A 15,584-nucleotide genomic window follows, 5' to 3' on the forward strand; every position below is an offset into this window, starting at 1 on the left:
ATTCAGCAAGTGTTAACCAGCCTGGTTAGTGGCTTGGGTTATTTGCGCGCGTACATTGACGCGTCTTGATGAATAATTCTTTACAGGGGGGTTAAACTCTTTTTACCCGTTGGTGAATGCTCAATAAATCCTGAGAGCCAGAAACATGAGCTGTTTCAGACTGACTGAATAGTGTCCTTAGTAGTGGGGGTGATCCGGTGAGTAATCTTGATTGAGTGTAGGGGGGAGGGCTGAGTTACCCCAGCCCAATTTAAACAGAAATCAGATAGCAGCTTTCAAGGAAATGCCGGTGCAAGCTTCAATTGTTCCCCAAAGAACTCCCAGAACTGCATTCCAGACTTTCTCAATGGTGACTAACAGGAGTCCACGTAAAGTGTTGGCGAAGTTCTTGGCCATATCCTCCAGGGAGTCGAGAAAGTAATCTTGCAGGTCGCCAGATATTTCATCAGATGCAATTGCTTTAGCAATCATTTTTGTTTGCTGGGCCATTGCGGATAACTGGCGCTCGGAAAATCCCCTGAGTTCAGAAATATCACTGTTAATTACCGCAGAAGCTGCCCCTTTGATATCGGCAACGAGTTGGTTAACGTCAATAGACATAGTAATTTCCTCAGCGATTCAGAAAAGACTCATAGGTGAGTGCTTGGTCCATGGAAACAACAATTTCATTTTTGAATAGAGAAACAGCGGTTGCGTTTAGGCCCTTATCTTCATCTACCGTGCGCATCATGTTCAAACTCTCTGAAATTTTCTCCAGTGACGCAACACTGGGGGGTTCCCGCTCAAAGCTAATATTCCTGCCAGAGGATTCCAAATAGTTGTTAATCTTTTTGAGTAGTTTACTTTCAGGCGCAGGGCGGGTTTTCGATTGCATTGCCAGCGCATCTACTTTGCCGATCAATGCATGGTATCTCTCATCTCTTTTTGAGTAAGAATCTTTGTTGGTTCCACTGGAAACTGAAGAGAAAAATTCCATTATCTCTACATTGACAGTGGTTAAATCTGAGTATAGCGCGGCATCATAGCGCGGCGCCATTTGTGAGCATCCGCTAACTAGAATGGTAAGAAAGGCTAAAACTGCAAAGATTGCTTTTGGCTGCCTTATCATGACAACTCCCCCTTTAATTTTCATTTTAATAGTTCAATTCGGCTCTTTTCAGCCGCCTAAGGGGTGGCTGAGAGATATTCAGTTATTTCCAATTTTCTCGTCTGGGTACCCATTTATACTGGTTCCAATATCTCGTGCGAGGTCGGCGAAATACTGGGATCATTTTTCTTTTCAAAGTAAGTCAGCAGTAAGCGAACAGCCTCCTGATTATCGAAATATCGGGAGTGAACTCGAGCTGCCAGTTTGTCCGGAAAAGTACCGTAAGACCCGATAATTCTCTCATAACAGTGGTGGCGTGCTGGGACCGCAGAACCACTAGCAAACCAGTCTGAGTGAGACTTGATATCAATCCACTCGATTAGATCTTTTCTTTGTGACAGTTGTTCTACTTCATTCTGCAGCCAAGGAGCTTGCTTACCCAGAACTTCGATTAGGGACCCCATTGTTAGGATACGGATAGGTTTACCGATTGGCGGAAGATCGGCAAAAAGGTCTACAGTAACAACACTGCCAAAACTGTGTCCGACGATAGTTACGGAATCGTAGTCGTATAGTTTAATACTGTTTTCGAGCTGTTCCCTGACCCGTCGGATAATCTCAAAGCGGACTGCAGGCTTGCCCTTGGCGGCCGGCTCGTTGGTGAGATAGCGCTTACAAAAGTCAGAAATATCTACTAGTAAGGCAACCGGCATCACGGCAACTACGGCAGTCGCAATCAGCCAGATCCGCCAACCCCCGATATACTCAACACCTTGCTTGAGCTGTTGTACTGCGGGATAAAAGGGACTATCGCTGGTGGGCTCAACAGCTTCGACAAATAAGATAATGGTACCTATGTACCAAACAATAAAGGCTAATGCTGAAAGGGTAAGACCAAATGTCAGGTACTTTCGTTTAAGCACTCCTTTCCAAATATGGAGGTTGGCCAGCCAGAACCAGATTAGGGAGAAGCCTCGGGCTAAGCGGACTTTCAGACTCTGCTGCGTGATACTGGGAACCAAGTCGTTCCAGTAAGCTTCAGCCAGGTCAAGCTCCTGTTTATCGTTGACCCTCAGGCGGTTGATGCCGGCAGGGACGGTAGGATCAGAAATCTGAGTGAGAGGCATACGCTCACTGGCTGCGATCATTCCCTCGGTGAACTCTGACAGTTGGGCGGTGCTGGTGACTCGCGTCAATCCGGGCACCAGCATAATTAAGCTTCTTTTCATTGTTATTCCAATTGGCTCTACTCTGGAGATATAACCTTCTGCCAAGGTTTGCTCCTGCCTTTGTTTTTTCTGTGTGAAAATGGTTTCAGTAAGTGAGTATTTCCATATATAAGTACGCGAGCCAGTAGCTAGCTGTGGTGTATCTCAGTGGTGAAATTTTGTGCGGTAGTCAGCTTTACACTAATCGAAGGACATTGGACATAGAGATATGTCAACTGAGTGTTACTCGATTTATATGTGATACAAAGCGAGATGTAAATATAGAAAAGAAAAAGATTTATTGATTGGAGGGGGAAAAGCCGCTTCGTGGCTCTTTTCTTAAATTGCTTACCGGAAGTTATCCCATCGCGGCTAAGGGGGGAGACTAGCGAAGGTGAAGAACTGTCGCTGCTTACACCGCACTCTATGGGGGAATCAGAAGCGACAGGTTAAAATTTACTCTACGGTTTCTTTTTGTAGTTCAACTAAAATAAATTCGTTGCCGTAGAGATCTTCAAAGTGGGCAAACTCTGCACCCCCTTCAGAAGTGGGTGGCTTGCTGAAGTGAACGCCATTTTTTGCAAGTTTTTTATATTCTCTGTCAAAATTATCTGTATAAATAACGGCACAAGGCTGCCCTGCAGTTTGTGCTCCCACTTTCTTTTGCTGGTTTTCAGAAGTTGCCTGAAGTAGCCATATACCCATATCTTTTTGTTCCGGAAGTCGAATATGAACAAATCGATGCGGTGCTGCTTGAGAGTCAATAAATACTTCAAACCCCAATTTGTCACGATAAAAGGCAATAGCTTCTTCATAGTTGTTGACTAGGATTACCAGTCTGCCAATTGAGTTCATTAGGGGCTCCGTGATTGGCCTTATTGCTACTTCGAAAAGAGGGATTAATTCTTTTTGGTTAATAGGTGTACAGTTTTTCAAATAGTTTTTATTTGAGTAGCCTATATCAAAATGAATGCTTTTAGCGTGAAGCTGATTAGCTGTAAAAGTTTACTGAAGTTACAAGATATTTGAACTGTACATGTTGAAAGCGGTGTCAGTTTCTGGACCTTTACGCCAAGGTTGCCAAGTATTGGAATGAAAGACAGTCTCACCATTGTTGGCCATCTATGATGGAAGCCGGACTTTCTATTGTTTATAGCCGATTATAGTGACTGTAAACGATCAGTATATTAATTAATGATTTCGAGGGATGGTTGGCAAAGTGAAAAGGATTTCATGTTTTTCTAAAGCTATAAACTCCGTTATGGTTTTTGTTGTTGTAGTGCTGTGCCTACTCGAGCCCAGGTCTTCGATTGCTTGTACCCGAATACTCTATGAAACTGGTGATAAGACCTATATTACTGCCCGTAGCATGGACTGGAGTGATACAGATGCAGCTATGGCATTTTGGGTTTTCCCTCAGGGGATGGAGCGCAATGGTGGCTTGGGCCCAAAATCTATTACTTGGACATCGAAGTTTGGCTCAATTGTTATCAGTATTTACGATGCGGCTACAACTGATGGGCTCAATGAAAAGGGCCTCGTAGGCAACCTTTTATACTTGGCTGAGGCAGATTATGGGAGTTCTGCCGATAGGGGTAAGCCGACTATCTCTGTTGGGGCCTGGTTGCAATACATCCTGGATAACTACGCAACGGTTGATGCTGCGGTAAAGGGGTTAAAGAGTGATCCATTCACGGTGGTTGGCGCAGATCTTCCCAATGGGAGACCGGCAAGTACACATATTGCAATTTCAGATCCCAGTGGTGATTCCGCTATTTTTGAATATCTTGATGGTGTGCTAAAGATCCATCACGGTAAGCAGTTTGCGGTAATGACTAATTCACCTCCTTATGATCAGCAGCTGGCAATCAACTCCTATTGGAATTCAATTGGAGGCCAAAACTTTTTACCGGGTACAATTAGTGCTGCGGACAGGTTTGTACGGGCGAGTTATGCTTTAAAAACATCGCCAGAATATAAAAAGTATCGCGATGCATTAGCATCCGCATTCTCCCAAATTCGTGCTGTCAGCGTGCCGCTGGGAATGGATGATCCAGATAAACCCAATATAGCCTCAACATTGTGGCGGTCGGTTATTGATCAAAAAAGTAGCCGCTACTATTTCGACTCTGTTATTAATCCATCAGTAATTTGGTTGGATATGGATAGTGTTTCTATTGAGCCGGGATCTAAAGTAATGACAATGAAATTAGATACTCCAATGGATACTGGTGGGGAAGTGGCATCTAAGTTGAGTCCTTCAGAACCCTTTAAGTTCCTCGCTCCAGGTAGCTGAATAAATACGATAACGAGAAGAGTCTAAGTCAATGCATGAATCATTTACTGTTCGGGAGATGACACGTAAAGAAGTGGATTTACTGGTTGACTGGGCTGCACTTGAAGGCTGGAATCCGGGGTTGCACGATGCAGAAATTTTCTGGAAAACAGATCCAGAAGCCTACATTGCGGCGGAAGTTCGGGGTGACTTGATCGGTGGAGGGGCAATTACTGCGTACGGTGATGATTTCGGTTTTATGGGATTCTTTATCGTTAGGCCTGAATTCAGGGGTCATGGGTTTGGTAACAGGCTTTGGTATATCCGACGGGACCGATTAAAAACCCGGTTGAGACCTGATGCAAGCATCGGTATGGATGGGGTATTTGCGATGCAGGATTACTATGCCCGCGGCGGTTTTAACTTCTCCCATCGTAATCTCCGTTATCGAGTCGAGCTTTCTGCTTTTGAGGGTGTGAGTACTCAATGCCCTGATGAAGTTATCCCGCTTAGTGAAGTTTCTTTCGATCAAATAATTGCTTACGACAGGACCTGCTTTCCCGCAAGTAGACGGGTATTTCTGAAAGCATGGTTTTCCCAGCCAGAGGCTCTGAGTTTGGGCTATGTCCAATTTGGAAGTCTTTGTGGTTATGGTGTAATCAGACGTTGCCGCAATGGATGTAAAGTCGGTCCTCTGTTTGCAAATAGCTATAAAGTGGCAGATATGTTGCTGAAGCGACTGGTCTCATTTGCAGATGATGGGCCTATCTTTCTGGATGTGCCGGAAAATAATCCTGCGGCTATGTCGCTGGCCAAGCACTATGGAATGGAGGAAGTTTTTGGGTGCGCAAGAATGTACCTGGGACCAATGCCGGATATTGCGCGGGATCGAATTTTTGGTGTAACGACATTTGAGCTGGGTTGATGCACAAGAGAAATCTGGAGGGTTACGCTGGGCGTCCGCCTCATCCCCGCTGGCCTGATCAGGCCCGCATTGCAATTCAGTTTGTCTTGAATTTAGAGGAGGGGTCAGAATCCACCAAGCTAAACGGCGATACCCAATCTGAATCTTACCTGCATGAACTTCCTGGCAGGCCTGCACGGGTTGGAGGGCGGGATTTCAGTGTAGAGAGTATGTATGAGTATGGTTCTCGCGCTGGTGTCTGGCGGCTTCTCGATATCTTTAATACTTACAACGTACCTTTAACAGTTTTTGCTACCGGTCAGGCGTTAGAGCTTAATCCGAATTTAGCGCTGGCCCTGGTTGAAGCGGGACATGAGATTGCTGGCCATGGATACCGGTGGATTGATTATAAAGATACTCCTAAGAGTCGGGAGAAACACGATATTCAGCTCACTGTTAAGATAATCGAACAATTAACGGCTAGGACTCCGTTTGGGTGGTATACAGGTCGGGTAAGCTCCCATACTAGATCACTGGTACGAGAAATTGATGGATTACTGTATACGTCAGATTCCTACAGTGATGATTTACCATTTTGGGAACAGAAATCAGATTCATTGTTGGTGATTCCCTACACCTTAGTGAATAACGATATTCAGTACCTGCTGCCCAGTGGGTGCACGACTGCCGATGATTTCTTTTTGTTGCTAAAAGGTGCTTTCGATCAGCTTTGGCGGGAAGGGAGCGTGAGTCCTAAGTTGATGAGTGTTGGACTACATGGGCGAGTCAGCGGCCACCCTGCCAGGGCTGCTGGAGTTTATCGTTTCTTGAAATATATCCAGGGATTCGAACCCATTTGGCTTTGTCGCCGCAACGAGGTAGCGCAACATTGGGTCTCCAATTTCTCTACCGCTAGATAACTTGGGCGGTAGCTTTCCAAAGCGTTTGTGTGTGGAAAGTGTATGCGGTAACTATACCGGCCTCTTGTTGTGCAGATTTCCATTCTTCAGGGGTGATTTTTCTCTGTGCAATTAACTCTTCGGATACAGGCTCTATAAGTCCAATGATATTTTCTAGTAAGTTTTTACACCTAATCCCGTCACTTTTTCCATTGGCATTGATCACATGGGGTGAAACTACAACTTCGCTGATCTTTAGGGAGGATAGTACTGGAAAAAGATTAACGGCTATTTCAGGAGAACCGCGCCCATTGCCGTAGGCCAGCGTATTACGTGCACGGAAGCATTTCATTAGGTTGAACTTGTCGGGGCCGGTGTAATAGGTTGCGTCGTAAGGCTCGTGAATAATAAGTCTTCCACCGGGGCGTACAACGCGAATCATTTCTTGCAGCATGGTTTTTGGGTTTGGAAGATGTATCAAAACCAAGCGTGTAAAAGCTGCATCTACCGATGAATCTGCTAACCCTGATTTTTCTGCATTACAGAGCTTAAATTCTGTGTTGCAAAGCCCCAACATTTGGGCTGTTTGCTCGGCTTTGTTTAACTGGGCAGGCTGGATATCGAGGCCAATATAACTACCAGCGGATACCTCTTGCGCAATCCAGAGATTGGCGCCTGCACCACAACCAAACTCTGCTATTTGATAGTTTGAAGGAAAATGTATGTCTTCTGTATCCCCGTAGATTTTCCTCTGTAACAGCAGGCGTTTCTGCTCTGAGGTTTTTGCACCAAGTGAATAACTCTCCTTCATTTTCCCAGGGCACCTGCGGAGTTAAGAAATATTAAAATAGCCCAGTGGCTCTCTAACAATAGCTAGAAAGCAGTTTTTAGTGTGATTGATAGTAATTGGAGGGCGGAGTGGAAAGGCAAGGTGTCGGGCCTCGGGGAAAGCCGAGGCCCGATTGGGCGATTAGTCGCGAGTGGGAATTGCCTGGACCACTTTAATAAAGTAATCCCAGAAATTGGCGACACTCTGGATATGAACCTTCTCTTCAGGAGAGTGAGCGCGGCGAATAGTTGGGCCAAAGGAAACCATATCCCAGTTGGGGTAGGGTTTGGCCAGCAATCCGCATTCCAGGCCGGCGTGAATGACTTTTACTTCAGCTTCCTCGCCAGTCATATCTTTATAGACATCCTTCATCATCGCCAGCAGCGGCGAATCGGGATTTGGTGTCCAGCCAGGGTAGTCGTTGTCCAGTGTTGTTTCTGCACCTGCCAGCTGGAAGGTGGCGGCGACATTGAGGCCGTGTTGGTCGCGGGCAGTATCAGAGAGGCTGCGTACAAGACATTGGATTTTTACTCGATGCTCACCGTTTTCCTCCATTGTTACAACACGGGCCAGATTGTTGGATGATTCAGCAATGCCTTCGAGAGCAGTGCTCATTCGCTCAACACCATTGGGGCAGCAGCGGATTGCGCGAATAAGGGTCAATTGGCTATCTGCGTCCAGGGTGTTGGCTGGAGTTTCGGTAGCTTCCAGGGTGATGTCCAGTGCCGCTTCATTGTCCAGTTCACGGGCAATTTGAGCGCTTTCGCTTTTTACAATTTCCTGTACTTTATCGACCGCTACTGAAGGCACGACCAGGGTTGTGAAGGATTCGCGGGGAATCGCATTGCGCAGGCTACCGCCATCCAGACTGGCAATACGCAGCTCAGGGACCTGGGTTAGAGCGGCGTGGATAATGCGGTTTGCGATCTTGTTGGCATTGCCTCGGTCTTTGTCGATATCCAAGCCTGAATGCCCGCCACGGAGGCCGCGAACAGAGAGTTTTACTGCTTCGGCACTGGGCAGGACCGCTTCTGGCGTATAGGGCAGGCTGACATTGACGTCGACACCGCCGGCACAGCCGATATACAGCTCGCCTTCATCTTCAGTATCCAGGTTGAGGAGCAGGTCAGCTTCAAAATAGCCAGGCTTAAGATTCTTGGCGCCGGTCATGCCCGCTTCTTCGTCAATTGTCAGCAGGGCTTCCAAGGCGGGGTGGGGAATATCAGTAGATTCCATCAGGGCCAGGATTGCGGCAACACCAATACCATTGTCTGCGCCGAGCGTGGTGCCTTCCGCAGTTACCCAGTCTCCATCCACGTAGGGTTTGATTGAGTCGGTGAGAAAGTCGTGCTCAGTGTCGGCATTCTTCTGTGGCACCATATCCACATGGCTCTGCAGGGCCAGTGTCTTGCGGTTCTCCATACCTGGAGTGGCCGGCTTCTTGATAACAATATTGCCGATTTCATCCAGCTGAACACCTAGGCCGCGTGCTTTAGCGAAGTTAACGATATGCTCCACTACGCGGTCTTCATGCTTGGATGGGCGTGGAATTTCACAGAGCTTGGAAAAGTGTGCCCACAGTGGAGTTGGGTTCAATTCAGCAATGTTGCTCATGAGTGGCCTCGATTTATTCTATTGGTGCCGGAGCTGTAAGCTAGCTGGCCGATCAAAGGCGGTGGGCTTTGGCCCCCGGCAGGAAAGCCCGGCGAGCGCCGGGCTTGGGTAAATGTGCAGGAATTTATTTTTGAGCCGCGTCGGCAGCCTCAGTTTTTTCAGCGCTCAGTTCAAAGGCGATGCGTCGTTTGTCTACATCGACAGACGCTACTTTAACTGAAACTTCCTGTTCTAGGTGGAAGCGTTTTTCATTGTGCGTAAGAACCAGGTGCTTGCCATCGAAGGTGGGCAGATTCTTCTTATCGCCATTCATGCGCACAAAGCCGTCAATACCAAAGTCGTCGAGTCGCACGCCGATGCCTGCGCCGTTTACCAGGGTAATTTTCCCTGTAAATTCCTGGCCAACTTTCTTCTCGATAAATTGAGCGTAGAGCCATTGCTCCAGGGCTCGGTTGGCCTGACGACCGCGAATCAGGCTTTCCTGCAGGGATTCAATTTTATCATCGGCCAGGGTGGAGGCTTTCTCTCCCTGCGCAGCAGCGCGCAGAACACGGTGGTTGTGCAGGTCGTTGTACTTGCGTATTGGAGAGGTGACGGTGGCGTAGGCCTCGAGGCCCAGTCCCAGGTGAGCCCCTACCTTGTTATCGAGCTGGCCCGGGCGCAGCATACGCTTGAGCACGGCGAGCAGGTTGTTCATCTGCGGCTCTTCATGGTTTTCCAGGTGCTTAACCAGTGCAAGGTAATGCTCCAGTTGCCCCAGATCGGCCTCTGCATGCTCAGGCAGCAGTTCTTTCAGCAGGCTGCGAACTTCTCCCATGCGCTCTTCGCGGAAGCCCAAGTGAACAGAGAAGCAGCCCTGCTCAATCTCGGCGAGTTTGCCACCCATGCTGATATTGGTAGCGAGCATGGCTTCCTCGACCATTCGCTGAGCGATATTGCGTTCCTGCTTTTCGATACGCTCGATCTTGCGCTGATCGTTCAAGCGGATTTCATAGTCCGGGCGATCTTCCATTGCCAGTGAGTGGCTGGCACGGTATGCGGCGCGCGCTTCGTAGATCGCCGCCAAATTACGCAGACTGTCCTGTTGCTCCTGGGGCACGGCGGAGTCGTCACCCTCAATAAAGCGGCTGACTTGTTCATAGCTCAGTTTGTGCTGGGAGCGAATAGCGGCAAATTCATAGCGGCTATTGCCAATGGTGCCATCGTTATCGATATCGATATGGATAACCAGGGCGGGGCGCAGCTCGCCGGGAACCAGGGAGAACAGGTTCTCACACAGGTTGCGGGGCAGCATGGGTAGGGTTTCGCCCGGTAAATACTGGCTGTGGGCCCGATTAAACGCCTCTTTATCCAGGGGGCTGTTCTCATCAATTAGCGACGATGGGTCTGCAATAGCAATGTGCAGGGTCCAGCCCCCGTCACGGCTGCTTACGGCCAGAGCGTCGTCCATATCGCGAGTGGTTTCCGCATCGATAGTTGCGAAGCCCAGCTCGGAAAGTTCGGTGCGCTCACCGGTAACTGTTGTCAGTTTCTCCGCAATTGTGTCCGCCTGCTTTTGTGTAGCGGCACCAAATTGCTCAGGCAGCTTGAATTGGGCGACAACATAGGCGTGTTCGATACCGGGCATATCGGGCTTGCCGATAACGGTTTCCACCTTGGCCTGGGCTCTGCCGTCTTTAAATGGATGGCGGTTTACTTTGCAGGCAATAAACTCTCCCGGCTGGGCCTTGCCGCGAGCCTTGGGGGGGAGAAAAATCCAGCGGGACAGGCCATTTTGCGTGGGCTGGATAAAGTGGCCCTGGCCGCGCTGTACATACTGGCCAACAAGGTAGTCGAGCTGGCTGTCGATCAATGCATCGAGCTCCGCCGCGAGTTTACCCTTGTTCTCCTCTGAGAGACTTACTCGAACCCGGTCACCGGGAAATACACGCTCCATTTCATTGGGAGGCAGGAAGGCTTCCCTCCCGTCATCCAACTCAACGAAGCCAAACTTGCCGTTACTGCCGCGAACCCGGCCTTCGGCAAACTCCTTACTGGAGCGAATATCTGTTTTCAGTTGCGAAAGTTGTTTTAGAGCGTCGGCATTCAGCATCGAGTTTATCTCTATGGGTCGATTTGGGCGCGGATTCTACCAGACCATACGCAGAGGATGTAACGCGCTTAGGCGGTGGAAATGATCTTAGTTGTCAGTGTTGTGAGGTTTTCAAAAATTTTTGAAAAAGTAGACATATTAAGGAAGGCTTCAAAAGGTGGTTCTTTGCCAGAAGATTTATACAGGAATCGTGTTCTCTTGAGGGGCAGTTATAGGAAATTTATAAGAGGGCCGCCAGCGGTAGGAGAGGGCCCGGTATTCAATGCCAATTGATGAAGAAATAAGAGCGTAGAGCCAGCCGCCTAGATTAATGACTGGGTGGCCCAAGTTATTCCAGGGCAAACGAATATCCTAAAAATAATATTTTGGTGTGATGTTTTAGCTATTCTAATGCTCATGTGTGCAAAATATGCAAACTTTGTCTGTGGGAGCTGGATATAATCTTATTCCAGATAAAAACAGATAAGGGCTGTGGTTGTTCCCCAGCTGTAGAACCGGCCTTCCGGAGAGGAACAGTTAATGAGTATTTTTTCCCATTCCGCCTACGATAAACACGAACAAGTGGCGTTTTACCAAGATGCAAAGAGTGGCTTGAAGGCCATTATCGCGGTACACAATACGAATTTGGGTCCCTCACTGGGTGGCTGCCGTATGTGGCCCTACGCCGACGATGGCGAGGCCCTGAATGATGTTCTCCGTCTTTCCCGGGGTATGACTTACAAGTCCGCAATGGCCGGCCTCAAGCTGGGTGGTGGCAAGTCCGTAATTATTGGTGACCCGCGCAAGGAAAAGACTCCTGAGTTGCTGCGCGCTATGGGTGAATTTATTAATACCTTGGGCGGCCGTTATATCACTGCTGAAGATTCTGGCACGAGCGTGGCGGATATGAGTGTTATCGGTGAGACAACCGAGTTTGTCTCCGGCCTGTTTGCGGGCTCCGAGTATGGTGGTGATCCTTCCCCTTCGACTGCTTACGGTGTGTTTGTCGGCCTGAAAGCTGCGGTAGAACACCGCTGGGGCAAGACTGACCTGACCGGCTTAAAAGTCTCTATTCAAGGCGTAGGCAACGTCGGTTTCCGCCTGGGTAAACTATTGAAGGATGCCGGTGCGGAACTGTTTGTCACCGATATTTTCCAAGACAATATCGATCGCGCGGTTACAGAGCTGGGTGCCATAGCCGTAACTGCCGACGAAATCTTTGACCTGGACGTAGATCTGTTTGCCCCCTGTGCGATGGGTGCAATTCTCAACGATGACACCATCAGCCGTTTGAAGGTTCAGGCGATCGCTGGCGCGGCCAACAACCAGTTGGCGGAAGAGCGCCATGCTGAAGTGCTTCGCGAGAAAGGTATTTTGTACGCACCGGACTATGTCATTAATGCTGGCGGTATTATCGATGTTTACTACCAGCAGAAAGGCGATTACGACGCTGCAGAAGTGCGCGCTCATATCGAAGAGATTGGCAACACTATGAAAGAAGTGTTCGAGCGTGCCGATGAAACCGGCCAGACTACCGCTCACGTAGCGGACCGGGTTGCCGAGGAGCGCTTTGGTCACCATACGGTTGTAGGCGAGGCCGAAGATAAGTCTGGTACTGTGGCAGCGTAATGTTTTCAGCGCAGGAGTAGAGCTGGTGACCTGATTCCTTGGGCGATTGTCATCTCGCTTCTCTCTGTGATGTATTGATTTGGGCACTTCGGTGCCCATTTTTTTGCCTGGAATATTTGCTAAATTGCGGTTGGTAAAAGGTTTTGCTGACACTCTGGAGGAAAGCTGGCCTAAACTTGCCATCCTGAAATTGCGGTTTTTTAAAAGGGAGTGACAATATGGACTTGCGTCCGCTACTTATCAGCGTTGCCATCGCTATTACTGGCCTTACCGCTTGCGGAAAGTCTACCGATGATACGCCTCATGCGCTTTCGGTGGATAAGGAAGCAGCAGCCAGTAGTAAGGCTGCTGCATCCGATAAAGAGGCGTATGTCCCGCCACCCAAGTTGGAGATTCCTTTCCATAAGGAAGTATTGCCCAATGGCCTGACGGTGATTGTGCATGAAGACCACAAAGCCCCCGTTGTTTCTACCAATCTTTGGTACAAAGTAGGCTCTAAGGACGAGCCGCCAGGTAAAACCGGATTTGCTCATTTATTTGAGCACTTGATGTTTAACGGTAGCGAAAACTTCCCAGGGGAATATTTCGAACCCTTCCAGCGCTCTGGGGCCACCGATATGAATGGCACCACCAGCAATGACCGCACCAATTATTTTGTCACCGTGCCCAAAGGCGCCCTGGATATGGCGCTGTGGATGGAGTCCGACCGAATGGGGCATTTTAAAGGTGCAATTACCCAGGAGGTTTTGGATGAGCAGCGGGGTGTTGTAAAGAATGAAAAGCGCCAGGGGGAGAATGCACCTTATGGCAAAGCGTTCGATATTATTGCCAAGAGCACCTTCCCCAAAGGACACCCCTATTCGTGGACGCCGATTGGCTCGATGGAGGACCTGGACAACGCCAGTCTTGCAGATGTCAAAAAATGGTTTGAGGACCATTATCAGCCCGCTAATGCAGTTTTGGTAATTGCGGGTGATGTTACGGTCAAAGATGCGATGGCCAAGGTACGCAAGTATTTTGGTGATATCCCTAGCACTGGTGTACAACCGCGCATTAAGAACTGGGAATTACCCACCCAAGTGAAAAAGAGGGAGGTGGTTTACGATCAGGTGCCCCAAACTCGAATCTACAAGGTTTGGAATGTGCCTGCAGTGGGTAGTGAAGTGGAAGATGCGCTGGAATTAATGACTTCCCTTCTCGCCAATAGAAAAAACTCTCTTCTTTACCGCCGTTTAGTTCGCGATGAGCAAGTGGCCACCAGTGTCAGCGCTTTTTATTACGGCCGTCAGCTTGCAGGGCAGTTGATGATTATCGTCGACGTGAAACCTGGGCAGTCTGTAGAAAAAGTTGAAGACTTACTGAATAAAGAATTAAAGCAATTCGCAAAAAATGGTGTGAATGCGGATGAGCTGCGCCGGGTTAAACAGAGTGAGTTTGCCGGGCTGGTAAAGGGATTGGAAAAAACCGGTGGTTTTGGTGGTAAGAGTGACATCCTTGCCCAGTCGGAGTTTTATTTTGGCGATCCCGGAGCCTTGATAGAAGGCGTGGAGGATTATGCAAAAGTATCCGCTCTCGAAGTTCAAGAAGTGGCTGAGCAGTGGTTGAAAGAGGACTCCTACACCTTAATTATGGAGCCGAAGCAGAAGTATACGGCAGCGGCGGAGGGTGCTGACCGCAGCAAGCTCCCCGAGGTAGACAAAAATGTAGAGTTGGAACTGCCAAAACAAAAAGAATTTACCCTCAAAAATGGATTAAAGGTTGTTCTGGCTGAACGCCATGACACTCCCGTGGTACTGATGAATCTGCAATTTCGCAGTGGTGCCTCCGCAGATAAAAATAAACCGGGTCTGGCTTCAGTTGCGGCGCAAATGCTGAACGAAGGTGCGGGTGATCTGGATAGTCTGGAATTTAGCTCTCGCTCAGAAGAGCTTGGCGTAAACATTGGTGGTGGTAGCGGCCTTGATTATAACAATATCAGCATGAGTGCCCTTAAGACTCAGCTGGAGCCATCGCTGGAGCTATTTGAGAAAGTGGTTACTGAACCTCGTTTCCCTGAGTCCGATCTGGAGCGGGTTAAGTCCAATCGCCTGGATGCAATAGCCCAGGAAAAAGCCCAGCCTCAGGGCTTGGCTATGCGTGAACTGCCGCCGCTGCTATTTGGAGAAAACCACCCTTATGGCTCTCCCTTGACGGGATCGGGTACTCCCGAGGGTATTAAGTCCATAACCCGTGAGGATCTGGTTAACTTCCAGAAAACCTGGGTGCGTCCGGATAATGCAACCCTGACGATCGTGGGGGATGTTACTGAAAAAGAAATAGAGCCTCTGCTGAATGAAACACTCGGAAAGTGGACTGCTCCTAAATCAGAGCTTCCCAAAATTGAAGTTGCCAAGGTGCCCCGTCCGGAAAAAGCTCGAGTTTATTTGCTTGACCGCCCCGGCGCACAACAGAGTTATATCATGGCGGGTTTGCTGATGCCGCCTTGGCAGCCGCAGGGAGCTGAAGCTTTTGATGCGATGACAAATATTATTGCCGGAAAGTTCACTTCCCGGGTCAATATGAATCTTCGTGAGAACAAGCATTGGTCCTATGGTGCCCGCGCGGTTTCCCTCGATACAGAAGGGCAGCGTCCTTATATCCTCTTTGCTCCTGTGCAAACTGATAAAACAGCTCCAGCGATTAAGGAATTGGTAAAAGAGTATGAGGAATACTTAGGAGAGCGTCCTATTACTGCAAAAGAGCTTGAGGACTACCAGAATGATGAAGTCCTAAAGCAAAGTGCTCGATTCCAGACCAAAGGGCAATTGCTTTCCAGTATTAATTGGCAGGTGGAGAAGGGGCTTCCAGAGGATTACATTGCCGAATATCCACAGCGGGTTTCAGCACTGAATAAGGAAAAAGTGGAGGCCTCCGCGAAGGAGTATCTTGCGCCAGATCAATTCACCTGGGTGATTGTTGGGGATCTGAGTAAGATTAAAGGCGAGGTTGAAGCCTTGGATATTGGCCCCGTTGAGGTGCTTCCTGCAAAGGACTGATTGAAATTATTTCCCCGCCCTGTTGGGCGGGGA

At 48.7% G+C, this 15,584-nt stretch carries 12 protein-coding genes; 5 read left to right on the forward strand and 7 right to left on the reverse strand.

Going from position 1 to position 15,584, the window contains the following annotated elements; all coding sequences use genetic code 11:
- Window positions 1–261: 261 nt before the first annotated feature.
- The 4 genes from ACJJI3_RS01000 to ACJJI3_RS01015 form a co-directional block, all read right to left on the reverse strand.
- Complete coding sequence (locus ACJJI3_RS01000) at window positions 262–600, reverse strand: hypothetical protein (protein WP_413662708.1); 339 nt, start codon at window positions 598–600, stop codon at window positions 262–264.
- A 10-nt stretch (window positions 601–610) separates the two neighbouring features.
- A complete protein-coding gene (locus tag ACJJI3_RS01005) occupies window positions 611–1,036 on the reverse strand; it encodes a hypothetical protein (protein WP_444941177.1) in 426 nt (141 codons plus the stop codon).
- 185 nt (window positions 1,037–1,221) lie between these two features.
- Window positions 1,222–2,316 (reverse strand): alpha/beta hydrolase family protein, encoded by a 1,095-nt coding sequence (locus ACJJI3_RS01010; protein WP_444914295.1) that lies wholly within the window; start codon window positions 2,314–2,316, stop codon window positions 1,222–1,224.
- A gap of 435 nt (window positions 2,317–2,751) precedes the next feature.
- On the reverse strand, window positions 2,752–3,150 hold the full coding sequence (locus tag ACJJI3_RS01015) for a VOC family protein (protein ID WP_444941178.1): 399 nt from the start codon (window positions 3,148–3,150) through the stop codon (window positions 2,752–2,754).
- 406 nt (window positions 3,151–3,556) lie between these two features.
- Here ACJJI3_RS01015 and ACJJI3_RS01020 point away from each other — a divergent pair, with 406 nt between their 5' ends.
- From ACJJI3_RS01020 to ACJJI3_RS01030, 3 genes are read left to right on the forward strand one after another with little or no spacing between them, the layout of a single operon-like run.
- Entirely contained in the window at window positions 3,557–4,591 is a 1,035-nt protein-coding gene (locus tag ACJJI3_RS01020; protein WP_444941179.1) for a bile salt hydrolase, read from the forward strand.
- Between the two features lie 31 nt (window positions 4,592–4,622).
- The gene (locus ACJJI3_RS01025) at window positions 4,623–5,495 is read left to right on the forward strand and encodes a GNAT family N-acetyltransferase (RefSeq protein ID WP_444941180.1); all 873 of its coding nucleotides are present in this window, start codon (window positions 4,623–4,625) and stop codon (window positions 5,493–5,495) included.
- On the forward strand, window positions 5,495–6,394 hold the full coding sequence (locus tag ACJJI3_RS01030; protein ID WP_444941181.1) for a polysaccharide deacetylase family protein: 900 nt from the start codon (window positions 5,495–5,497) through the stop codon (window positions 6,392–6,394). The genes ACJJI3_RS01025 and ACJJI3_RS01030 overlap by 1 nt, the downstream gene beginning before the upstream one ends.
- Here ACJJI3_RS01030 and ACJJI3_RS01035 read toward each other — a convergent pair.
- The 3 genes from ACJJI3_RS01035 to ACJJI3_RS01045 all read right to left on the reverse strand — a co-directional run bounded on the left by ACJJI3_RS01035 (window position 6,387) and on the right by ACJJI3_RS01045 (window position 10,908).
- On the reverse strand, window positions 6,387–7,184 hold the full coding sequence (locus ACJJI3_RS01035) for a class I SAM-dependent methyltransferase (protein WP_444941182.1): 798 nt from the start codon (window positions 7,182–7,184) through the stop codon (window positions 6,387–6,389). The two genes, ACJJI3_RS01030 and ACJJI3_RS01035, sit on opposite strands and share 8 nt — an antisense overlap.
- Window positions 7,185–7,343: 159 nt before the next feature.
- Window positions 7,344–8,816: an aminoacyl-histidine dipeptidase gene (locus ACJJI3_RS01040; RefSeq protein ID WP_444941183.1), complete on the reverse strand. Its 1,473-nt coding sequence runs from the start codon at window positions 8,814–8,816 to the stop codon at window positions 7,344–7,346.
- Between the two features lie 124 nt (window positions 8,817–8,940).
- Window positions 8,941–10,908 carry a VacB/RNase II family 3'-5' exoribonuclease gene (locus tag ACJJI3_RS01045; RefSeq protein ID WP_444941184.1) on the reverse strand — a complete coding sequence of 656 codons (1,968 nt, stop codon included), beginning with the start codon at window positions 10,906–10,908 and terminating at the stop codon, window positions 8,941–8,943.
- A gap of 519 nt (window positions 10,909–11,427) precedes the next feature.
- On the opposite strand from ACJJI3_RS01045, the gene ACJJI3_RS01050 reads away from it, so the two are divergent.
- Both ACJJI3_RS01050 and ACJJI3_RS01055 read left to right on the forward strand, forming a co-directional pair.
- Complete coding sequence (locus tag ACJJI3_RS01050; protein WP_413662699.1) at window positions 11,428–12,516, forward strand: Glu/Leu/Phe/Val dehydrogenase dimerization domain-containing protein; 1,089 nt, start codon at window positions 11,428–11,430, stop codon at window positions 12,514–12,516.
- Window positions 12,517–12,734: 218 nt separating this feature from the next.
- The gene (locus tag ACJJI3_RS01055; RefSeq protein WP_444941185.1) at window positions 12,735–15,551 is read left to right on the forward strand and encodes a M16 family metallopeptidase; all 2,817 of its coding nucleotides are present in this window, start codon (window positions 12,735–12,737) and stop codon (window positions 15,549–15,551) included.
- Window positions 15,552–15,584: the final 33 nt, after the last annotated feature.

It is taken from the genome of Microbulbifer maximicatervae (SeqCode), assembly GCF_052466985.1.